The organism is Janthinobacterium salmonicoloratum (genome assembly GCF_051380845.1).
Classification (GTDB): Bacteria; Pseudomonadota; Gammaproteobacteria; order Burkholderiales; family Burkholderiaceae_D; genus Janthinobacterium; species Janthinobacterium lividum_F.
In genome coordinates, this window is record NZ_JBNYXV010000002.1 from 713976 (window position 1) to 735723 (window position 21748).

20 protein-coding genes are annotated in these 21748 nt (G+C 63.3%); 7 read left to right on the forward strand and 13 right to left on the reverse strand.

What is annotated here, in order from left to right; genetic code table 11:
* Positions 1–59: 59 nt before the first annotated feature.
* A complete protein-coding gene (locus tag ACQ4WY_RS16390; RefSeq protein ID WP_353659442.1) occupies positions 60–422 on the forward strand; it encodes a BON domain-containing protein in 363 nt (120 codons plus the stop codon).
* A 222-nt stretch (positions 423–644) separates the two neighbouring features.
* Complete coding sequence (locus ACQ4WY_RS16395) at positions 645–1658, forward strand: bile acid:sodium symporter family protein (RefSeq protein ID WP_436504940.1); 1014 nt, start codon at positions 645–647, stop codon at positions 1656–1658.
* Here the strand turns inward: ACQ4WY_RS16395 and ACQ4WY_RS16400 are convergent.
* Both ACQ4WY_RS16400 and ACQ4WY_RS16405 read right to left on the reverse strand, forming a co-directional pair.
* Complete coding sequence (locus ACQ4WY_RS16400) at positions 1610–3085, reverse strand: UdgX family uracil-DNA binding protein (RefSeq protein WP_436504941.1); 1476 nt, start codon at positions 3083–3085, stop codon at positions 1610–1612. The genes ACQ4WY_RS16395 and ACQ4WY_RS16400 overlap by 49 nt on opposite strands.
* Positions 3082–4314: a putative DNA modification/repair radical SAM protein gene (locus ACQ4WY_RS16405; RefSeq protein WP_436504942.1), complete on the reverse strand. Its 1233-nt coding sequence runs from the start codon at positions 4312–4314 to the stop codon at positions 3082–3084. Before ACQ4WY_RS16405 ends, ACQ4WY_RS16400 begins: the two co-directional genes overlap by 4 nt.
* 139 nt (positions 4315–4453) lie before the next feature.
* On the opposite strand from ACQ4WY_RS16405, the gene modA reads away from it, so the two are divergent.
* Genes modA through ACQ4WY_RS16425 form a run of 4 tightly spaced genes read left to right on the forward strand, consistent with a single transcriptional unit; the run spans position 4454 to position 7429 of the window.
* On the forward strand, positions 4454–5212 hold the full coding sequence (gene modA / locus ACQ4WY_RS16410; RefSeq protein WP_436504943.1) for a molybdate ABC transporter substrate-binding protein: 759 nt from the start codon (positions 4454–4456) through the stop codon (positions 5210–5212).
* 18 nt (positions 5213–5230) lie between these two features.
* The gene (modB, locus tag ACQ4WY_RS16415; RefSeq protein ID WP_436504944.1) at positions 5231–5902 is read left to right on the forward strand and encodes a molybdate ABC transporter permease subunit; all 672 of its coding nucleotides are present in this window, start codon (positions 5231–5233) and stop codon (positions 5900–5902) included.
* A gap of 8 nt (positions 5903–5910) precedes the next feature.
* The gene (locus tag ACQ4WY_RS16420) at positions 5911–6621 is read left to right on the forward strand and encodes a sulfate/molybdate ABC transporter ATP-binding protein (protein WP_436505001.1); all 711 of its coding nucleotides are present in this window, start codon (positions 5911–5913) and stop codon (positions 6619–6621) included.
* Positions 6622–6661: 40 nt separating this feature from the next.
* A complete protein-coding gene (locus ACQ4WY_RS16425) occupies positions 6662–7429 on the forward strand; it encodes a TOBE domain-containing protein (protein ID WP_436505002.1) in 768 nt (255 codons plus the stop codon).
* A gap of 1 nt (position 7430) precedes the next feature.
* Here ACQ4WY_RS16425 and ACQ4WY_RS16430 read toward each other — a convergent pair whose 3' ends face one another.
* On the reverse strand, positions 7431–10505 hold the full coding sequence (locus ACQ4WY_RS16430; RefSeq protein ID WP_436504945.1) for a response regulator: 3075 nt from the start codon (positions 10503–10505) through the stop codon (positions 7431–7433).
* Positions 10506–10744: 239 nt separating this feature from the next.
* Here ACQ4WY_RS16430 and fnr point away from each other — a divergent pair, with 239 nt between their 5' ends.
* Entirely contained in the window at positions 10745–11503 is a 759-nt protein-coding gene (fnr, locus tag ACQ4WY_RS16435) for a fumarate/nitrate reduction transcriptional regulator Fnr (protein WP_353659447.1), read from the forward strand.
* A 3-nt stretch (positions 11504–11506) separates the two neighbouring features.
* Here fnr and ACQ4WY_RS16440 read toward each other — a convergent pair whose 3' ends face one another.
* From ACQ4WY_RS16440 to hemN, 10 genes are all read right to left on the reverse strand, one after another.
* Positions 11507–12031, reverse strand: coding sequence for a FixH family protein (locus tag ACQ4WY_RS16440; protein ID WP_436504946.1), 525 nt, complete (start codon positions 12029–12031; stop codon positions 11507–11509).
* 54 nt (positions 12032–12085) lie between these two features.
* Entirely contained in the window at positions 12086–13468 is a 1383-nt protein-coding gene (ccoG, locus tag ACQ4WY_RS16445) for a cytochrome c oxidase accessory protein CcoG (protein ID WP_353659449.1), read from the reverse strand.
* A 4-nt stretch (positions 13469–13472) separates the two neighbouring features.
* Complete coding sequence (gene ccoP, locus ACQ4WY_RS16450; protein WP_436504947.1) at positions 13473–14393, reverse strand: cytochrome-c oxidase, cbb3-type subunit III; 921 nt, start codon at positions 14391–14393, stop codon at positions 13473–13475.
* Complete coding sequence (locus tag ACQ4WY_RS16455; RefSeq protein WP_353659451.1) at positions 14386–14589, reverse strand: cbb3-type cytochrome oxidase subunit 3; 204 nt, start codon at positions 14587–14589, stop codon at positions 14386–14388. The genes ccoP and ACQ4WY_RS16455 overlap by 8 nt, the downstream gene beginning before the upstream one ends.
* Position 14590: 1 nt before the next feature.
* On the reverse strand, positions 14591–15205 hold the full coding sequence (gene ccoO / locus ACQ4WY_RS16460; RefSeq protein ID WP_436504948.1) for a cytochrome-c oxidase, cbb3-type subunit II: 615 nt from the start codon (positions 15203–15205) through the stop codon (positions 14591–14593).
* Positions 15206–15220: 15 nt separating this feature from the next.
* Positions 15221–16648, reverse strand: coding sequence for a cytochrome-c oxidase, cbb3-type subunit I (ccoN, locus tag ACQ4WY_RS16465; RefSeq protein WP_046681775.1), 1428 nt, complete (start codon positions 16646–16648; stop codon positions 15221–15223).
* Between the two features lie 229 nt (positions 16649–16877).
* On the reverse strand, positions 16878–17054 hold the full coding sequence (ccoS, locus tag ACQ4WY_RS16470; RefSeq protein WP_353659453.1) for a cbb3-type cytochrome oxidase assembly protein CcoS: 177 nt from the start codon (positions 17052–17054) through the stop codon (positions 16878–16880).
* A 3-nt stretch (positions 17055–17057) separates the two neighbouring features.
* Entirely contained in the window at positions 17058–19490 is a 2433-nt protein-coding gene (locus tag ACQ4WY_RS16475) for a heavy metal translocating P-type ATPase (RefSeq protein WP_436504949.1), read from the reverse strand.
* A gap of 22 nt (positions 19491–19512) precedes the next feature.
* Positions 19513–20271 (reverse strand): sulfite exporter TauE/SafE family protein, encoded by a 759-nt coding sequence (locus tag ACQ4WY_RS16480; RefSeq protein WP_436504950.1) that lies wholly within the window; start codon positions 20269–20271, stop codon positions 19513–19515.
* 9 nt (positions 20272–20280) lie between these two features.
* Complete coding sequence (hemN, locus tag ACQ4WY_RS16485) at positions 20281–21729, reverse strand: oxygen-independent coproporphyrinogen III oxidase (protein WP_436504951.1); 1449 nt, start codon at positions 21727–21729, stop codon at positions 20281–20283.
* Positions 21730–21748: the final 19 nt, after the last annotated feature.

Here is a 21748-nt window from a genome sequence, read left to right on the forward strand (position 1 = left end):
GCTTCAACGTGTTGCTTTATCCAAGTAAGAAGCTTTTAACTTCATTGAGAGGAACTACCATGCAAACATCGAAACTGTTCAATACCCTGGTCGCCACTATCGTACTGTCGGGCGCCTCGATCACCGCTTCGCATGCAGCTGACTCCGCACCAAAAGCACAAGCTCCTGCTAAGACCGTCGTGGCCGCCAACGCCGCCGCTGCCGTCCCTGATGAAACCATCACTTCTTCGGCCAAGGCCGCCCTGAGCGCCGATGCGCAAGCCGCTGCCCTGCCAGTCAAGGTCGCAACCCAGCAAGGTGTGGTCGTCCTGTCGGGCGACGTACCGAGCGCCGAAGCGGGTGACCGCGTTGTGCAGATCGTCGCCTCCGTGAGCGGCGTGAAAGAAATCAAGAACGAGCTGAAAGTCAAAGCCGCCGGTTAATTCCCGCGCGGTAACGCCTCGCGCTGTACTTTACTCCGGGTTGCCCTGTCTGCGGACAGGGCATTTTTTTTGTCCGCACGGTTTTTTCCGGGCAACAATACCCATGCCGCCAGGCAAGGAGCTGGGCAATGCGGTTAGAATAGCCAGCACTGGCGCCGCTCCCGGCGCTGTTTGTCATCCCCGGCACAGTGTTGCAAGGCTGCGCCGCTACCAGGCTACCGCATGTCTTCTTTCTCTCCCGCTGCCCTGTTGCGCAATCTGAAACCCGATAATTTCACCCTCGCCCTGCTCGTTACCGTGGCGCTGGCCACATTCCTGCCCTGCACGGGCCAGACGGCCGTGGTCTTCGGCAACATCACCACAGTGGCCATCGGCGCCCTGTTCTTCCTGCATGGCGCCAAGCTGTCGCGCGAAGCCGTGGTGGCGGGCGCCATGCACTGGCGCTTGCACTTGCTGGTGCTGGCCAGCACCTTTGTCCTGTTTCCGCTGCTGGGCCTGGCCCTGCGCCCGCTGGCGCTGACGTTTCTGACGCCCGACCTGTACATGGGCATTTTGTTCCTGTGCGCCCTGCCCTCGACCGTGCAATCCTCAATTGCCATGACCGCCATGGCGCGCGGCAACGTGCCGGCCGCCATCTGCAGCGCCTCGGCCTCGAATTTCATCGGCATTTTCCTCGCCCCCATCCTGGTGGGCTTGCTGGTAGCCAAGGGTGCGGAAAGCAAGTCGTCGGTCGACGCCGTACTCTCCATCGTCATGCAGTTGCTGCTGCCATTCCTGGCCGGCCAGTTCCTGCGCCGCTGGATCGGCCGCTGGGTCGACCGCCATAAAGCCACCTTGAAATACGTCGACCAGGGGTCGATCTTGCTGGTGGTCTACACGGCCTTCAGCGAAGCCGTCAGCGAAGGCCTGTGGCATACGATCTCGGTGGAAACCCTGGTCGCCCTGGGCTTGATCAGCCTGCTGCTGCTGGCGCTGGTGCTGGGCATTTCGACTTTTGTCAGCCGCCGCCTGGGTTTCAACAAGGAAGATGAAATCGCCATCGTCTTTTGCGCCTCGAAGAAAAGCCTGGCCAGCGGCGTGCCCATGGCCAAGGTGCTGTTTTCCACCCGTTCGCTGGGCATGGTGATTTTGCCGCTGATGCTGTTCCACCAGATTCAGCTGATGATCTGCGCCGTGATTGCGCAGCGTTATGCGCGCCGTGATGAGGGCGAGGAAGTGCCAGCGTCGACGCTGTGATCCTGGCCTTGTAGTAGTCGCATCGCCTGGTACAAGCCGTCGACAATCACCGCATACGCCTGCCGCCGGCTCGCCTCGTCCGGCGCGCGCAGCACATACGACGGGTGATATACGGTCACCACCCAGCGCCCGTCGTGCTCGATGGGCGTGCCGATCAGCGGCGTCATGGTGGCTGAGCCATCTTGCAGCACGGACTTTAACGCCGTGCTGCCCAGCGCGACGATCACCTGTGGTTTGACACGATCGATCTCGTCTTCCAGCCAGCCATGGCAGGCGAGGATTTCACGCTGCGCGGGTGTCTTGTGCAGGCGGCGCTTGCCGCGCGGTTCCCACTTGAAATGCTTGACGGCGTTGGTCAGATAGATGCTGTCGCGCGCCATGCCCGCTTCCTGCATCGCCTGGTCCAGCAGCGCGCCGGCCGGGCCGACGAACGGCAAGCCCGCCAGGTCTTCCTGGTCGCCCGGCTGCTCGCCGACGAGCATGATGCGCGCCTGTTCGGGCCCTACGCCGGGCACGGCCTGCGTGGCGCTTTTCCATAGTTCGCAGCGACGGCACTGGTCCAGGGTGGTGGGCCGTTCGCGCGCGGGTTGGGCGCGCTCGGCGGCAATCGGGATCATGCTGGCGCCGCTGCGCTGGCCTACGCTGGCCGTCTGGCCCGTGCGGCGCTCGCCGTTGGCGGCGCCGCTGAGCATGGCGGGCACGATGGCGCCTTCGGGCAGGTTTTTCCAGAAGCGCGAGGGGATATGGCTGTGCAGCAGGCCGGCATTCACGCGCGCGGGATTGAAGATGCTGCGGTAGTAGGTCAGCCATAGCGCTTCGCCGGCATCATCGATGTCGGCCGCGCCGCGCATCAGGGCCGGACCCGCATGCAAGGTCTTGCCATCCCACAGCATGGTGGCGGTGGGCGTGGCGATCATCCAGCTGATGGTGCCCATGCGGCGGGCGAAGTGGCGCGCCACCTGCGGCAGCACCTCGTGCGTGGGCTCGAACCAGGCGACGAAGCGGGGCGCACCCTCGGCTTCGCTGCGTTCGCGGAAGCGCACATAGGCGTGCATGTCGTGCTCTTCTCGGCGTACGGCCTTGGCCATGGCGTGCAGGCGCGCGCCGTCCGTATCGGCAGGCGATATCACGTCGTGCTGGCCCAGTTGCCAGCGCCACAGCACCTGGTACAGGAAGGCCCAGCGATCCGGGGCGCTGAAACAGGCGGCGCTTTCCAGCAACTCTACCAGTTGGCGCGGCAGGCGCAGCGGTGGCGCGCTGGTATCCGTTGCATCTGGCGTGGAGGAAAACAGGTCGCCCTCACCGGGTTGCGACTGCCAGGCAACGTCGGCAGGTGGCACGCCGCGCGCGATCAGTTCGCGTGCGGCCGCGCGCCACTCGTCGAACGACTGCGCCAGCCGGACGACTCGCTCATTTACCTTTTTCATGCCGCCTGCAGCTCCGGCCACAAACTCATCTGCTGCGGCGCTTCCGTCATGGCGCGTCGCAGCTGTTCGGAGGCGGTGGTGTCGCGCACGGGAAAGTAGTCGGCCGTGATGATGAACGGCGCAATTTTCTTCATGCTGCAGCGCAGGCGCGACAAGTCGGCGTAACGCACTTGCCGCAGCTGGCGCAGGTCGACGATGCGCTGCGCGTTACGCAAGCCGATGCCGGGCACGCGGGCGATCATGTGCTGCGCCGCGCGGTTCAAGTCCAGCGGAAAATGTTCGCGGTGCGCCAGTGCCCAGGCCAGTTTCGGATCGATGTCCAGCGCCAGGTTGCCGCCCGTGGCCGGCAGTAATTCGCTGGCCTGGAAACCATAGCTGCGCAGCAGGAAATCGGCCTGATACAGCCGGTGTTCGCGCAGCATCGGTGGCGGTGCCAGCGGCACGCTTTTCGGGCTGTCGGGGATCGGGCTGAAGGCCGAGTAGTACACGCGCTTGAGTTTATAGCTGCCATACAAGGTCTCGGCTGTGGAGAGAATTTGCTGGTCGTCGCTGGCGTCAGCGCCGACGATCATCTGCGTGCTTTGCCCGGCCGGCGCGAAACGCGGCGAGCGCGGTTCTTCCGCTTTCTCATCGAGCTTGCGGCGGATGGCGCCCATCGCCAGTTTGATCGTATGCACGCTTTTTTCCGGCGCCAGCTTTTGCACGCTGTCTTGCGTCGGTAGTTCGATATTGACGCTGAGCCGGTCGGCATAGCGGCCCGCCTGCGCGACCAAAGCGGGATCGGCGTCGGGGATAGTTTTCAAATGGATATAGCCGCGGAACTGGTGCACCTCGCGCAACTCGCGCGCCACTTGCACCAGCTGTTCCATCGTATAGTCGGCCGACTGGATGATGCCGGAACTGAGGAAGAGGCCGTCGATGTAGTTGCGCAGGTAAAAATCGGCCGTCAGCTTGACCACCTCGGCCACCGTAAAGCGCGCGCGCGGCACGTTCGAGCTGCGGCGGTTGACGCAGTACTGGCAGTCGTACAGGCAGTAATTGGTCAGCAGGACTTTCAGCAGCGAGACGCAGCGCCCGTCCGGCGTGTAGCTGTGGCAGATACCCATGCCGGAGGTGGCGCCAAAGCCATCCTTGCCGATGGAATCGCGCTTGGGTGCACCGCTGCTGGCGCAGGAAGCGTCGTACTTGGCCGCATCGGCCAGGATTTCCAGCTTGTCCGTCAATTCCATGGCTCACCTCGATATACTGTGTTTATATACAGTATATCAGGGATTCCACCTTGTGCAGGCTTGACCTGTGCGATGGCAGAACGCTATATATAAGTGTATATTACGGTCCTTGTCACCGTTCACTTACAAGGATACGATCATGCGCCTCACCTCCCTCGCCCGCCTGCTTGGCACCGCTCTGCTGGCTACTGCCGCCACCTCCGCCGTTGCCGGCGAAGTGGTGGTGTCGGCCGCGGCCAGCCTGACGAATGCGTTCAAGGATGCGGCGCAAAGCTACGAGGCGCAGTATCCGGGCAGCAAGGTGTCGCTGAACTTCGCCGCCTCGGGCGTGCTGCTGCAACAGATCGTCAAGGGCGCGCCCGTGGACGTGTTTGCCTCGGCCGACCAGGAAACCATGGATGCGGCGCAAAAGCAGGGCCTCGTCTTGCCGGCCGAGCGCATGGACTTCGTCGGCAACAGCCTGGTGCTGATCGTGCCGCACGATAGCAAGCTGGGCATCAAGAGCTTGAGCGACCTGACGCACAAGGACGTGACCCGCGTGGCCATCGCCAATCCGGCCAGCGTGCCCGTCGGCCGTTATTCCGAAGGCGCGCTGAAGAAGGCGAAGCTGTGGGAAGCCGTGCAGACCAAGGCCATCGGCACGCAGAACGTGCGCCAGTCGCTCGACTATGTGGCGCGCGGCGAAGTCGATGCGGGTTTTGTCTACGCCACCGACGCGGCCATCATGAAAGACAAGGTGAACGTGGTGCTGGATGTGCCGCTGGATGCGCCCGTGCTGTACCCGATCGCCACCATCAAGGGCAGCAGCAATGCGGCCGAAGCGAAGCGCTTCGTCAGCTACCTGCAGACGGCGCCGGCGCAAGCCATCCTCGCCAAGTACGGTTTCAAGAAGCCATAACTTTAGGTACGCGCCCGCATGGATATTGCCTGGACCGCGCTGGCCCTGTCGCTCAAAGTGGCGGCGTGGGCCACGGCGCTCAACTTGTTGCTCGGCATCGGCACGGGCTATCTGCTGGCGCGCACGCGTTTTCCCGGGCGCGAGCTGCTCGACGCCCTCCTGACCCTGCCGATGGTGATGCCGCCCACCGTGCTCGGCTATTACCTGCTGGTGCTGCTGGGCCGGCGCGGTACACTGGGCATCTGGCTGCAGGACAACTTCGGCATCAACCTCATTTTTACCTGGCAGGGCGCCGTGATCGCTTCCACCGTGGTCGCCTTTCCCCTCGTCTTCAAGCCGGCGCGCGCCGCCTTCGAGGCGGTCGATGGCCAGCTGGAGCAGGCGGCCCGCGTGCTGGGCATCTCGGAAATGGCGATCTTTTTCCGCGTGACATTGCCGCTGGCCTGGCGCGGCATCCTGGCCGGCGTGCTGCTGGGTTTTGTGCGCGCGCTAGGTGAATTTGGCGCCACCCTGATGGTGGCCGGCAGCATTCCCGGCAAGACGCAAACCCTGTCGGTGGCCGTGTATGAAGCCGTGCAGGCGGGTCAGGACGACGTGGCCAATACGCTGGTGCTGATTACCTCCTTTGTCTGCATCGTGGTGCTGCTGTCGGCTGGCCGGTTGGCGCCCGGGCGCATCGTTCACAAATGACGCTGATGATGACGCCTATGCAACTCGACCTCGACCTTCGCGCCACCTTGCGCTCCGGCAAACGCCGCTTCGACATGTACGTGCAATGCACCTCAAGCAGTCAGCGCATCGCCATGTATGGCCCGTCCGGTGCAGGCAAGAGCATGACCCTGAAAGCCATTGCCGGACTCTTCACGCCTGACGCGGGCCATATCCGCCTGAACGGGCGCACCTTGTTCGATTCGGCCGCCGGCATCAATTTGCCGCCGCAACAACGCAACGTGGCCTATCTGTTCCAGGATTACGCCCTGTTCCCGCACCTGACGGTGCGCCAGAACGTGGGCTTTGGCTTGAGCCGCGGCTGGTTCAATCCGCGCGCGCGCGAAAAATTGCAGAAGGTCGAGCATTGGCTAGACGCGTTTCACTTGCAGGAACTGGCGCACCAGTTTCCCGACGAGTTGTCCGGTGGCCAGCGCCAAAGGGTGGCGCTGGCGAGGGCGCTCGTGGCCGAGCCGGCCGCGTTGCTGCTCGACGAGCCGTTTGCCGCCCTCGATCCGGCCCTGCGTGTCAAAATGCGTTTGGAACTGAGCCAGTGGCAGCAGCGCCTGGACGTGCCCATGATCCTGATCACACACGATCCGGAAGATGCGCGCATCCTGGGCGAGCATGTGCTGTACTTGCGCGACGGACAGATCGATAACAGGGAAGAACACATGGCATTGGGTGAACGCATTGGATAAATCAGCGGCGGCGGAAATCGGCCTGCAAGGTTCGGTATGGATGACGGTGGGCGGCGAGCATCTGGGCGGCGCCGGCCGGGTGGAATTGCTGGGCGCCATCGCCGAGTGTGGCTCCATCACGCAGGCGGCAAAGCTTGTGAAGATGAGCTACAAGGCGGCCTGGGACGCCATCGACGCCATGAACAACCTGGCCGGCGAACCGCTGGTCGAGCGTCTGACGGGCGGCAAGGGCGGCGGCGGCACGCGGCTGACGCAACGGGGGCGCCAGCTGGTCGACAATTTCCGTATCATCGAGCGTGAGCATGCGCGCTATCTGCGCCAGCTGGGCAGCCAGGCGGAAGGCATCGCCGACGATCTTTTACTCATACGGAGAATGGCCATGAAAACCACGGCACGCAATCAATTCCTGGGCAAGGTGGCCGAACTGAAACAGGGCGCCGTCAACGACGAAGTCACGCTGGAATTGCCCGGTGGCCAGCACATCGTCGCCATCGTCACGCAGGGCAGCAGCGCAAGCCTGGGCCTGGTGCCGGGCGCTGAAGCGTTCGCACTGATCAAGGCCTCGTCCATCATCCTCGTGGCCGACAGCGCAGGCGCGCGCTTTTCCGCGCGCAACCAGCTGGCCGGGCTTGTGACGCGGGTGCAGACGGGCGCCGTCAACACGGAAGTGGTGCTGGATTTGCCACGCGGCGGCACGATCGCCGCCATCATCACGAACCAGAGCAGCACGGACCTGGGCATCGAGCTCGGCAGCAAGGTAACGGCAATATTCAAGGCGTCTAGCGTGATCCTGGGCGTGCCCGCCTAAATTAATCCTTCAACCGCGACAACCAATCCGCCGCGGCCGCCAGCGCCTGCTCCAGTTCCTGCGCCGTCTGCGCCAGCAGCGCCGGCACCTCGTCCAGGCGGCCCGCGTCGATGGCTTCCTCGGTGGCAAACGCGGCGCGGATCAGGCGTTTCGTGCCCAGGGTGCCCACGGAGCCGCGCACGCCGTGCAGGATGCGCGCCACATCGCTGTGGCGGCCTGCCTGCAACGCTGTTTCGGCGTCGCGCACGGGCGTCATGTCCTTGTTCAGCGCGTCTTCCACCATGCGCCGCAGCACTCCGCGCCCCTTCGCATCGCGTCCCATCACGCGCATCAGCGGCGCCATGGAAAACACTTCCTCGTCGGCGACGGGCGGCGGCTCGGCCGTCTGCACTTGCGGGCGCTTGGGCAGGTGGCGCAGGATGACTTCCATCATCTCTTCCACCACCACGGGCTTGGCGATGAAATCGCTGATGCCGGCCGTCATGCAGCGCTCGCGCTCGGACGCCAGCACGCCGGCCGTCATGGCGATCACGGGCAGGGTCAAGCGCAATTCCGTGCGGATGATGTGAGTGGCGCTGAAGCCGTCCATGACGGGCATCTGCATGTCCATCAGCACGATATCGTAGCGCAGCGCTTCCGTGCGCAGACGTTCCACGGCTTGCAAGCCGTCGCCCACCACGTCCAGGGTGGCGCCCATGTGTTCGAGAATGCCGCGCGCCACGGCCTGGTTCAAATGATTGTCTTCCACCAGCAGGAAATGCACGCCGGCCAGTTCCGTGCCCAGCGGCTGGTGCAGCATGCGCTGCTCGCCGCCGTCGTTCTTGGCGATCAGCGCCTGGTGCAGGGCATCGAACAGGCTGGAGCCCGTGATCGGCTTCATCAGCACGACGTCCGCCTCGGCCGCGCTGGAGATTTCCTCCAGGTGGTTGCGGGCGAAGGCGTTGACCATCACCACGATGGGCTGGCGCTGGCCGCTGGCAGCCTGGCGGATGGCCTTGGCCGTCGCCAGGCCGTCCATGACGGGCATGTGCCAGTCGGCCAGCACCACGTCGTACGGTTGCTGCTGTGCCAGGCGTTCGCGGTACAGTTCGATGGCGGCAAAGCCGGAGTCCACTTCGTCGGCCAGCCAGCCCCACGCTTCGATCAGCTTGACGATCAATTCGCGCGTGGTGCGGTTATCGTCGGCCACCAGCAGGCGCAGCTGGCCCAAGGCCGGCATGCGCCGCGTTTCGGCCGGCTGCGCCAGCATGTCGAAGGGCACGCTGAACCAGAAGCGGCTGCCCTTGCCTTCGCTGCTGGCGACGGCGATGTCGCCGCCCATCATGTGGATCAGCTGCTTGCTGATGGCCAGGCCCAGGCCCGTGCCGCCAAAGCGCCGCGTGATGCTCTGGTCGCCCTGCGAAAACGCGGAAAACAGCTGCTGTTGCTGCAGTTCCGTCATGCCGATGCCCGTGTCGCGCACTTCGAAGCGCAGCCAGGCGCGTCCGTTTTCGCTCTCGGCCAGGCTGACGGCCACCACCACTTCGCCGCTCTCGGTGAACTTGATGGCGTTGCCGGCCAGATTGACGAGAATTTGCTGCAGGCGCTGGGCGTCACCCACGAGGCGCCGCGGCACGTCGGGCTCGACGGCGATGGCCAGTTCCAGCTCCTTTTCGCCCGCATTCATCGTCATCGTCGTGGCCAGGGTATTCATGACTTCGTCGAGGTCGAATTCGACGGGCGACAATTCCATGCGGCGCGCCTCGATCTTTGAATAGTCGAGCACGTCGTTGAGGATGCCCAGCAGCGACTGGCCTGCCACTCTGACCATGGTCAGATACTTGCGTTGTTCCGTGTCGAGCCTGGTATTGCCCAGCAAATACACCATGCCCAGCACGGCATTGAGGGGCGTGCGGATTTCATGGCTCATGTTGGCCACGAAATCGCTCTTCGCGCGGTTGGCCGCCTCGGCCCGGTCGCGCTCCTGTTCCAGCTCCGCCGCGCGTACTTCGAGTTCCTGCTGCAGACGGTCGCGTTCGCTCATCAGGCCGTTGAACGCTTCCGTCAGTTCGCCGATCTCGTCGCGCTGCCGCACCGGCACGGGGGTGAAACGGCTGCCGCTGGTACGCAGGGCCAGCAGGGTATCGCGCAAGCGCACCAGCGGCGACAGCAGGCGCACGGTGACCCAGCCCAGTACGGCCGCGGCCAGCAGCGAAGCGAGGATGCTCCACAGCACCAGCCGGGACAGCACGCCATCGAAGGGTTCGAAGGCATCGTCGATGGGCAGCGAGGCGGCCAGCAGCCAGTTCACCGATTTCAGGCGCTTGAAGCTGTTGACGGCCGTGATGCCGCGGCTGTTGGTGCTGACCATGCTGCCTTCGCCATCTTCCTTCAGCAACTGGGTGGTCGTCAGGTTGGCGTTCGGCTTGCGCGGCTGCAGCAAACGGCTGGTATCGGGGTGCAGCACATAGCGCGGCACGGCGCCGCGCGTGAGAATGAAGTAATAGCCGCTCTTGCCGATCTTTTCCGAGCGCAGGCGGCCCAGCAAGTTGTCCTTGTACAGGCGCAGCACGCCGATCACGACCCCGGCCACCTGGCCATCGGCGGCCAGCACGGGCGCGACCATCTGCACGATGGGCATGCCGCTCGACTTGCCCAGCATCGGTTCGGTGATCATGGGCTGGCGCGTGCGCAAGACGGTCTGGAAATACTCGCGCTCGGCGACGTTGATGCCGGCGCGCCCCGCCACTTCCGGCATGTCGGCCACGATGGCGCCATGCGCATCGAGCACCAGCACGTCATCGAACAGCACCAGCATCGAGCGGCGCGCATAGTATGCGCGCAATTGGGTGGGCTGGGCGATCAGTTCCGGCGGCTGCTGCCTGGCCGTCAGGGTGACGATCTGCAGCAGCATGCCCAGCTTGTCGTCGAGCTCGGCAGCGGTGCGGCTGATCAGGGATGACTGCTGGCTCAACAGCACTCGGGTGAAGTCGTCGCGCATGTGCTGCAACTGGATCATGGTGACCAGCGCGATCATGGCGATCGAGGTCAGGCTGGTGGCCAGCGCGACTTTTGCTTTAATGCCGAGAGGCTTCATGATTTCCTTTTCAGTACCGGGCGGCACAGGCGGCAGATAATGCTGACGGGAATTTTCCTATCAATGCCTCAGCTTGGCAAGCGCCACCGCATAAATTGCCCGCCCCGTATGGGCTTTTGACGATGTTGCCATATAATTAAAGGCTGGACGTCGTTTATTCGCCGAAATTACGGTGAAATTGGCACACGGCAACCCTGTATGCAGTAAACTTGTTATTGCATTTTATAAAAGGTAATGACATGACTGAAGCGCTACTCACTCCAACCTTGCCCACAGTGAACGTGGAAGCGTTGCGAGCGCGATGCTCGACCTGCAGCATGCATCAATTGTGCCTGCCGATGGGCCTCGATGTGGGCGACATGGACAGGCTGGACCAGATCATCGGCCGCCGCCGCAAGGTCGCGCGCGGCGCCTCGCTGTTTCGCATCGGCGACTCGTTCCAGAACCTGTATGCGATTCGCCTGGGGCACTTCAAGACGTACCAGATCAATCCTGGCGGCGAAGAGCAGGTGACGGGTTTCCAGATGGCCGGTGAATTGCTGGGCATGGACGCCATCAGCGCAGACCGCCACCACTGTAATGCGGTGGCGCTGGAAGACAGCGAAGTATGTGAAATTCCGTTTTCCAGCCTGGAACAATTGCTGGGCAATATGCCGACCCTGCTGCGCCATTTTCACCGCATGATGAGCCAGGAAATCACGCGCGAGCAAAGCGTCATGCTCTTGCTGGGCAATATGCAGGCGACGCAGCGCTTTGCCGCCTTCATCGTCAACCTGGCCTCGCGCTACGAGGCACGCGGCTATTCGGGCAGCAATTTCCAGCTGCGCATGTCGCGCGAGGAAATCGGCAACTATCTGGGCCTGACCATCGAGAGCGTCAGCCGTCTGCTGTCCAAATTCAAGAAGGAAGGCTGGCTGCGCGTGTCGAACCGCGAGATTGAAATCCTGCAGCCGGCCAAATTGAAGGCCATTACGGCCGGTACTGACGTCTGCAAATAAGCTTTACAGCTCTGCGTCAGCATGCAGCGCGATGCTGCGCTGCAGTGGCCAGGTCCAGATGCCTGACAGGCGCCACTCGCGTTTGTCGTTTTCCACCAGCACTTGCCAGCGGCTGCGTTCGAGCATCGGCAGCGCTACGGAAAAATTGCCGGCCGCATCGGGCTGCACCAGCAGCTTGATATCCTTTTCCGGCAGGGTCGCATGCGCCAGGTGCAGCTGCAGCGGCGCCTGATAGGCCTTGCCGAAGCTGTGCACGGAACCACTGAGGCTCGCCTGTGCCACGTCGTACGACAGGCTCGTATCCATCGCCAGGTCGCTGGCGATCGTGTCGCGCTTCAAATCCTGGTTGATCGCTTTGCCCTGCTTGTAATAATCGCCCACCACCAGCGCATCGGGCTGCGTAAACGCGATATAGCCCATGAAGCTGCCGACGACCACGGACAGGCCGGGGCCGATCATCAGCAGCCATGGCCAGCGATGCTTGTACCACGGTGCAACGGGTGCTTGCAGTTTCAGACTGTCGGACATGATATTTCTCCTGTTTAATCAGCCAGTCCCCATGCGGGGACCGGCCTTCCTACATTAGCGCGGTACGATGAATACCGCGCTTTCACGCACATGCAGCGATGGGTCGTCCAGCGAGTGCAATTCGATCGCAATCTTGTTCGAACCCTTCTCGCCGACGCCGTGCGGTACGCGCAGGCGGATCGGCCAGCCCAGCGTTTCCGTCGGCTGCAAGGTCACTTCTTCACGCGTCAGCAAGGTCAGGCCCGGCAAGCCGGAAGCGCTGATTTTAAAATGCTGGGTTTGCTCCGACGTATTCATGATCTGCAAGCGGTAGACGTTTTCGATCATGCCGTCCTCCACTTCGCGTCCCATCGAACCGCGGTCGCGGATCACGTCCATTTTCAAGGGCGTGCGCAGCGCCAGCGAAGTACACACGGCGATGATGATCAGGGCCAGGATGGAAGTGTAGATCAATACGCGCGGGCGCATGGCGCGCTGGCGGATCTGCTTCGAATTGAAGTTGTTTTCCATCGCATGGTCGGTACTGTAGCGTACCAGGCCACGCGGCCGGTCGACCTTGTCCATCACGCTGTTGCAGGCATCGACGCAAGCGGCGCAGCCGATGCATTCATACTGCAGGCCGTTGCGGATATCGATACCGGTCGGACACACCTGCACGCACAGGGTACAGTCGATGCAATCGCCCAGCTTGTCGTTGTTGCCGGCCTTCTTGCTCAGTGCGCCACGTGGTTCGCCGCGCTTGGTATCGTAGGTGATGATCAGGGTGTCCTGGTCGAACATGGCGCTCTGGAAGCGCGCGTAGGGGCACATGTATTTGCACACCTGCTCGCGCAGCCAGCCCGCGTTGCCGTAGGTTGCCAAGCTGTAGAACAAGACCCAGAACCATTCCCAGGGACCGAAATTGAGGGTGGTCACCGCGTGCGCCAGTTCCTTGATCGGCGTGAAGTAGCCGACAAAGGTAAAGCCCGTCCACAGGGCGATGGCGCCCCATACCAGGTGCTTGGCCGTCTTCTTGAACGCCTTGCGCACGGAGGGGCCCTGCTTGTCGAGGGCCATGCGCGCACTGCGCGTGCCCTCGATGCGGCGTTCGACCCACAGGAAAATTTCCGTGTATACCGTTTGCGGGCAAGAGAACCCGCACCACACCCGCCCGGCAATGGCCGTGACGAGGAACAACAAATACGCACAGATGATCAGCAGGGCCGCCAGATAGATGAAATCCTGGGGCCACAGCACGACGCCGAAAATGTAGAACTTGCGCGTGGTCAAATCGAACAGCAGGGCTTGCCTGCCATTCCAGGTCAACCACGGCAAGCCGTAGAACGCCAGCTGGGTAAGCCATACGCATACCCATCGCCAGGTAGCGTAGCGTCCTTTGGCCTCGCGAGGGTAGATTTGCTCGCGAGCCGCATACATCTTGATGACTTGAGGTTCCATTACATCATTTCACGGGCGTCTGGGGATTCGACAGGCTCCAGACATACGCCGACAGCACGTGTACCTTGGATTCGCCGAGGAAATCGCTGAAGGCCGGCATGGTGTTGCTGCGTCCCTTGCGTACGGTTTCCATGATGGTATCGGCGCTGCCGCCGTACAGCCAGATCTTGTCCGTCAGGTTCGGTGAACCCAGCATCTGGTTGCCCTTCGCATCGGCGCCGTGACAGGCCATGCAGGCGCCAAACTTGGCCTTGCCCAGCACGGATTTGACAGGGTCCGAGGTCGAACCGGACAGGCTCAGCACATAATGGGCCACGTTCTCGACATCCTTTTCGGAGCCCAGGGCGGCGCCCATCGGTGGCATCTGCCCATTGCGGCCGTGCATGATGGTGGTCTTGATGATGTCGGGTTCACCGCCATACAGCCAGTCCTTGTCGGTCAGGTTGGGGAAGCCCTTGTTGCCGCGCGCATCCGAACCGTGGCATTGCGCGCAGTAGGTCAGGAACAAACGCTGGCCGATGGCTTGCGCCTGCGGATCGGCGGCCACCGTCTTCAAGTCCTGGCTCAGGTACTTGTTGAACAGGGGACCGTAGTCGGCTTCCGCCTTCTTCAGCTCTTCCTCGTACTGGCCCGTCGATTTCCAGCCCAGGCTGCCGGCATAGTTGCCCAGACCCGGATACAGGAACAGGTAGGCCAGGGAGAAGACGATGGTGATGTAGAACAGCCACATCCACCAGCGCGGCATCGGCGTGTTGAGTTCCTTCAAGTCCTCGTCCCAGACGTGGCCCGTGGTGCCGTCAGCAGGGGCGCCCTCGACCACTTTGATTTTCGACTGCGAGTACAGCAGCACGCCGCAGCCGATGATGCCCAGCAGGGACAGCACGATGATGTAGATATTCCAGAAGCCATTGGTAAAATCAGCCATGGTTGCGCTCCTTCGCCACGCTCATCTCGGCCTCGGCCGGATAGTCCAATGCGTCATCGGCGAACGGCAGGCGTGCCGCCGCGTCGAAATCGCTATTGCTGCGGCTGAACGTCCACCACAGGATGCCCACGAACGTCGTAAAGGAAACCACCGTCATGACGCTGCTGGCGCTGTCAAACAGGTTTTCGATTGCCATGCTAATTCCTTGTTTTGATTAATGTACCGAGGCCTTGCAGATAGGCGACCAGGGCGTCTTCTTCCGTCTTGTCCTGCAGCTGCGCGGGGCCGGCGGCGATCTCTTCATCGCTGTACGGCTGGCCCAGGCGTTGCAGGGCGCGCATCTTCGGCATGATCTCGTCAGGCACCAGCTTGGTCTTCGCCAACCAGGGGTAGGCCGGCATGTTCGACTCGGGCACTACGTCGCGCGGGTCGTTCAAGTGCGTGCGGTGCCATTCATCGCTGTAGCGGGCGCCCACGCGGGCCAGGTCGGGCCCCGTGCGCTTGGAACCCCACTGGAACGGACGGTCGTAGACGAACTCGCCTGCGACCGAATAGTGGCCATAGCGTTCCGTTTCCGCGCGCAGCGGACGCACCATCTGCGAGTGGCAGTTGTAGCAGCCTTCGCGCACGTAAATGTCGCGGCCCGCCAGGCGCAGCGGCGAATACGGCTTCAGGCCGGCGACCGGCTCCGTCGTGCTCTTCTGGAAGAACAGGGGGACGATCTCGACGGCGCCGCCGATGCTGATCACCACCGTGACCAGGGCGATCAGCAGCCAGGGGTTTCTCTCAATCCATGCGTGTGAAAATTTCATTTGCTTTCGCTCCTATCAGGCGTGCGCCGCGTTCAGTTCCGGAATGCGGGCGACGGGGAGTTTGCTGCCGCGCAGCGTCATCCAGGTGTTGTAGCCCATGATGCACATACCCGACAGGTACAGCAGGCCGCCGGCCACGCGCACCACGTAGTACGGATACGTCGCTTTCACGCTCTCGACAAAGGTGTAGGTCAGGGTGCCGTCCGGATTGACCGCGCGCCACATCAGGCCCTGCATCACGCCGGCGATCCACATGGCGGCGATGTACAGCACGATGCCGATGGTGGCCACCCAGAAGTGCACGTCGACCAGGCGCGTGCTGTGCATCTGCGTGCGTCCCGCCAGGCGCGGCAGCAGGTAGTAGATCGAACCCATGGTGATGAAGCCCACCCAGCCCAGGGCGCCCGCATGCACGTGGGCAACGGTCCAGTCGGTGTAGTGCGACAGCGAGTTGATGGTCTTGATCGACATCATCGGACCTTCGAAGGTGGCGATGCCGTAGAACGACAGCGAGACGATCATGAATTTCAGGATCGGGTCGGTGCGCAGCTTGTGCCAGGCGCCCGACAGGGTCATGATGCCGTTGATCATGCCGCCCCAGCTCGGTGCCAGCAGGACCAGCGAGAAGACCATGCCGATCGATTGCGTCCAGTCAGGCAAGGCCGTGTAGTGCAGGTGATGCGGGCCCGCCCACATATAGGTGAAGATCAGCGCCCAGAAGTGGACGATGGACAAACGGTACGAGTACACGGGGCGCTCGGCCTGTTTCGGGATGAAGTAGTAGACCATGCCCAGGTAGCCGGCGGTCAGGATGAAACCCACCGCGTTATGGCCGTACCACCACTGGATCATGGCGTCCTGCACGCCCGCATAGGCGGAATACGATTTGGTGAACGAGGCTGGCATGACGGCGCCATTGACCACGTGCAAAATCGTCACGGCCAGGATGTAGGCGCCGAAGAACCAGTTGGCCACGTAGATGTGCTTGACCTTGCGCTTGATCAGGGTGCCGAAGAACACGATGGCGTAGGCGATCCAGACGACGGCGATGAGGATGGCGATAGGCCATTCCAGTTCCGCGTATTCTTTGCCGCGGGTCAGGCCCATGGGCAGGCTGACGACTGCGCACAGGATCACCGCTTGCCAGCCCCAGAAGGTGAAAGCAGCCAGCTTGTCGGAAAACAGGCGCACCTGGCAGGTGCGCTGGACAACGTAGTACGAGGTGGCGAACAGGCCGCAGATGCCGAAGGCGAAAATCACCGCATTCGTGTGCAGCGGACGCAAGCGTCCGTATGTCAGCCAAGGTATGTCGAGGTTCAGGGCAGGCCAGGCTAGCTGAGCGGCGATGATAACGCCAACCAGCATGCCGATGATGCCCCATACCACAGTAGCGACCGCGAATTGCTTCACGATCTTGTAGTTATAGTTCAGCGATTGATCCACAAAGACTCTCCCTGGAATTACTATTTATGATGGTGGCCAGAGAGTAAGTGTTTGAAGGCGAAAAAACTTTGATGTGGATCAAAATTCCCCGGATGAAATAAGGGTAGCGAACTGGCATCGAAATAAAGTGATATTTCGATCAAAAAAGCCATGCAAGATCCCTGCAATCAGGGCTTGTTGTGGTGAGGCGCCGGCCATGGCGTGCAGGACGCCAGCCGGGCTGCTGAGGTCAGGGATGCGGTTCGTCGGGCGCCGGCTTGGCCGGCGTATCGTCGTCCTGCAGCACGCGCAGGCCCGGTCCGACGAGGTCGTCGAACTGGCCGCTGTCCGAGGCCGTGAAATACACCCACAGGGCAATGAAGACGACCACGACGCTTAAGGGGATGAGCAGGTACAGTGCTTCCATGGTTCAGACTTTCCGCAGGCGCAGGGCGTTGGCGATGACGACGGCCGAGCTGGCAGCCATGCCGACGCCGGACAGCCAGGGGTTCAAAAAACCCAGCGCGGCGGCCGGGATGGCCGTCAGATTGTACAGGGTTGCCCAGCCCAGGTTTTCGCGGATGATGCGCATGCTGCGCGCGGCCGTCTTGGCCGTGTCGAGCACGGAGCGCAACTGGCTCGAGAGCAGCACCGTGTCCGCATGCGCCTGCGCCAGCGCGGCGCCGGAACCCATGGCGAAGGACACGTCGGCACCGCTCAGTACGGCGGCGTCGTTGATGCCGTCGCCCACCATCGCCACTACGGCGCCCGTCGCCTGCAACTGCTGCACGAAGTCGAGCTTTTCATCGGGCAGGCATTCGCCGCACGCCGTGTTGATGCCCAGTTCCGTCGCCACGCTTTGCGTCAGCGCTTCCTGGTCGCCACTGAGCAGCACGACCTGCTTGCCGCGCCGCTGGAAATACGCGACTACCTCGCGCGCTTCCGGACGCAGCGCGTCGCTGAGCAGGAAGCGCGTCAGCCAGCGCCCCTGCGTGCCCAGGTATAGCGGCGTCATGCCCTGCATGCCGACGGCCGTGTCGCCCAGCGGCGGCCCGGCGATGGCGGCGACAAACGCTGCATTGCCCAGGCGGTAGCGCACGCCGTCGACGATGCCCTCCAGGCCCTGCCCCTGCACTTCCTGCAATTGTTCCGCATGCGTGCGCGGCTGCGGCGGTTCCCCTGCTGCCGCCAGGATCGCCTGCGCCAGTGGATGGGCGCTGCCCGCTTCCAGCGCGGCGGCCACCTGCAGGCAATCGTCTTCCGTCATGCTGCCGAGTCCCTCGATTTGCCGCAGCACGGGCCGGCCCAGGGTCAGGGTCCCCGTCTTGTCGAAGACGATGTGGGTGGCGCGGTGCAAGGTTTCCAGCACATGCGGCTGGACGATCAGCACGCCGCGCCGCAGCAGGCTGTCGGTGGCGGCCGCCAGCGCCGTCGGCGTGGCGAGAGAAAGCGCGCACGGGCACGACACGACCAGCACAGCGATAGCCACGGGCCAAGCCTGCGACGGGTCATGCCAGCTCCAGAAGGCGAACACGGCGACGGCGAACAGCAGCAGGCCCAGCACGAACCAGGCGGCGACCTTATCGGCCCACTGCGCGATCTGCGGCTTGCCGCTGCCGGCCCGTTCGATCAGTTTCAACAGGTCGGACAAGGTGCTTTCGCGCGCCGGCTTGAGCACGCGCAAGATGAGCGCCGCACTCGCATTGATGGCGCCGCCCGGCACCCGTTCGCCGGTTTTCCTGCGCTGCGCCGCGCTCTCGCCCGTCAGCAGCGATAAATCGAGCGCACTCGTGCCCTCGATGATGACGCTGTCGGCGGCGATCGCCTCGCCCGGTTTGACTAAAATGATGTCGCCCACGGCCAGGCTGCCGGCCGGCACCAGGGTGGTGGCGCGGTTGTCCGGGAAGCCCGCCATCAGCGACGCGGACGCGGGCAAGGCATGCTGCAAGCGCTCCAGGGCCGAGGCGGCCTTGCGGCGCGCCTGCAGCTCGAAATAGCGGCTGCACAGCAGTAGAAAAATGAACATCGTGGCCGAGTCGTAATACACCTCGCCGCGGCCCGTAAAGGTCGCCACCACGCTGCCGAAGAAGGCAGCCAGGATGCCCAGCGCCACGGGCACGTCCATGCCCAGGGTGCGCGCGCGCAGGCTGGCCCAGGCGCCCTGGAAAAACGGCATGGCCGAATAGCAGATGGCCGGCAAGGTGAGCAGCAAACTGGCCCAGCGCATCAGGCTGGCCATATTGTCGTCCAGGGTGCCATCCTCGGCCAGGTAGGCGGGCGCCACGTACATCATCACCTGCATCATCGACAGGCCGGCCACGAACAGCTGGCGGCCCAGGGTCTTGCTGGCTTTTTGCAGGCGCTCGCCATGGCGCACGGCGTCATACGGATAGGCCGTGTAGCCGATTTGCCGCACGGCTTGCAGGATGTCGCCCGGTTCGCACTGCGCGCGACTCCAGCGTACGTACAGGCGCTCCGTGGCGACGTTCAGGCTGGCCGCCTGCACGCCTGGCAGGCGCGTCAGCTGGCGCTCGATCAGCCAGACGCAGGCGGCGCAGCGGATGCCTTCGACGGACAGGGTCGCTTCGCAGCTGCTGGCGTCGCGCGCGAATTGCGCGTCGTCATTGCTGTACAGGCGCAGCTCGGGCGGCACCATGGTGGCGTCGGCAGCGTTGACGGCATATTCGTCGCGGTCGCGGTAATACGCGCTCTGGCCGATGTCGACGATGGTTTGCGCCACCGCTTCGCAGCCGGGGCAGCACATGGCGCGCGCCACCTCGTCGATAGTGACGGTCCAGCTGGAGCCAACGGGGACGGGCAAGCCGCAATGGAAGCAGGCGGAGGGTTTTAAAACAGCATTCATAGGTTTGGTTTCATGCGTCTTTTCATGGATGGCCCGTGACGCACAGGGCGTCGAGCCAGCCCAGCGAGACGCCATTCGCGGCGCGCAGCAGGCCCAGCAAGCCAAAGCTCAGCACCAGCAAGCCGCTGGCGATGCGCACGGGACGGCGCTGCATCTGCGCGCGCAGCCGCGTGCCCAGCAAGCCCATGCCCAGCAGGGTGGGCAGGGTGCCCAGGCCGAAGGCGGCCATGGCGGCCGCGCCGTTCAGGGCCGAGCCTTGCATCATGGCCGTCAGCAAGGCGCTGTAGACCATGCCGCACGGCACCCAGCCCCACAGGCCGCCCACGGCCAGCGCCTTGAATGGCGTGTCCATCGGCATCAACGGTTTCAACAGGGGGCGCACGCGGCGCCAGACGATATTGCCGGCCGCTTCCAGGTGGGCCAGGCCGCGCCAGGCATCCATCAGGTACAGGCCCAGCGCGACGAGCATCAGATTGGCCAGCCAGTAGCCGGCCACTTGCAGGGACGCCAGGTGCAGCATGCCGGCGCCCGCCAGGCTGCCGGCCAAGGCGCCAGCCAGCATGTAGCTGACGATGCGCCCGCCGTTATACGCCAGGACGCGCAGCACGTTGGTGTGCGGTGCGGGGCGCGCCACGGCGATGGAAATGACCGGGCGGACAGGCGCCGCCGGTGCGCCGCCGCTGAGCGACAGGGCGCCGACGATGCCGCCGCACATGCCGATGCAGTGCACGCTGCCGGCCAGGCCGACCATGAACAGCGGCAAGAGGCTCAGGGCATTCATCGCGCGGCGCTACACCGTTTTCGAGTAGCGCAGCGGCTGCACCGCATCCGGCGCCGCGTTGGCGCGGGCCTGCGTCAGGTAGCGGTCGAAGACCATGCAGATATTGCGGATCAGCAAGCGCCCTTTCGGCGTCACCGTCAGCCAGTCTTCCTCGATGACGAGCAAGCCGTCACGCGCCAGTTCGCGCAGCTTTTCCAGCTCGGCGGCGAAATAGCTGCGGAATTTGACGGGGTGCGCTTGCTCGATGGTGGCGATCGACAATTCGAAATTGCACATCAGCATCTGGATGATGATACGGCGCAACAAATCATCGGTATCGAGTTTGATGCCGCGCGCGATCGGCAGCACGCCTTCGTCGAGCTTTTCGTAGTAGGCATCGAGCGTCTTTTCATTCTGACTGTAGACGGCGCCCACCGAGCTGATGGCCGACACGCCGCAGGCGATCAGGTCCGCTTCCGCACGCGTCGAATATCCCTGGAAGTTGCGGTGCAAGCGGCCTTGCCGCTGCGCCACGGCCAGGTCGTCCGTCGGCTTGGCGAAATGGTCCATGCCGATGTACACATAACCGGCGGCCGTCAGGCGCGCGATGCACAGGCCCAGCATGGCCAGCTTGGTGGCGCTGTCGGGCATGTCGGCGTCGAGGATGCGGCGCTGCGGCTTGAACAAATGCGGCATGTGCGCGTAGTGGTACAGGGCGATGCGGTCGGGGCTGGCGGAAATCACCTTGCGCAAGGTTTCCGTCATGGTGTCCAGGCTTTGCTTCGGCAAGCCGTAGATCAGGTCGATGCTGATCGAGCGGAAACCGGCGTCGCGCGCCGCTTGCATGATGGCTACCGTTTCCGCTTCCGGCTGGATGCGGTTGACGGCTTTTTGCACGTCGGCGTCGAAATCCTGCACGCCCAGGCTGATGCGGTTGAAACCTTGCGCGCGCAGGGAAAACACGCGCTCGCGCGACACGGTGCGCGGGTCGATCTCGATCGAATATTCGCCGTCTTCATCGGAAGCAAACTCGAAATGCTGGCGCAGGTGCGCCATCAGCTCGTCCATCTGCTTTTCGCTCAGGTAGGTCGGCGTGCCGCCGCCGAAATGCAGCTGCTCGATCTGGTTCATGCCGGCAAACAGCTTGCCCTGCATGGCGATTTCCTGTTTCAGATAGCTGAGATAGGTGGCGGCCTTGCTGCGGTCTTTCGTGATGATCTTGTTGCAGGCGCAGTAGTAGCACAGGGTGTCGCAGAACGGTACGTGCACGTACAGCGACAGCGGACGGCGGCCGCCGCGCATGCGCAGCGCGGCCAGCGCTTCGAGGAAGTTGCCGTAGCCAAAGTCGGCATTGAAACGGTCGGCGGTCGGATAGGACGTATAGCGGGGGCCGGACTGGCTCATCTTGCCGATGATGACCGGGTCGAATTCGACGACGGCGTCCAGGTCGGCGGAAGCACTGCTGAGTAGTGTAGGCATGATGTGTGTAAGGTCTTGA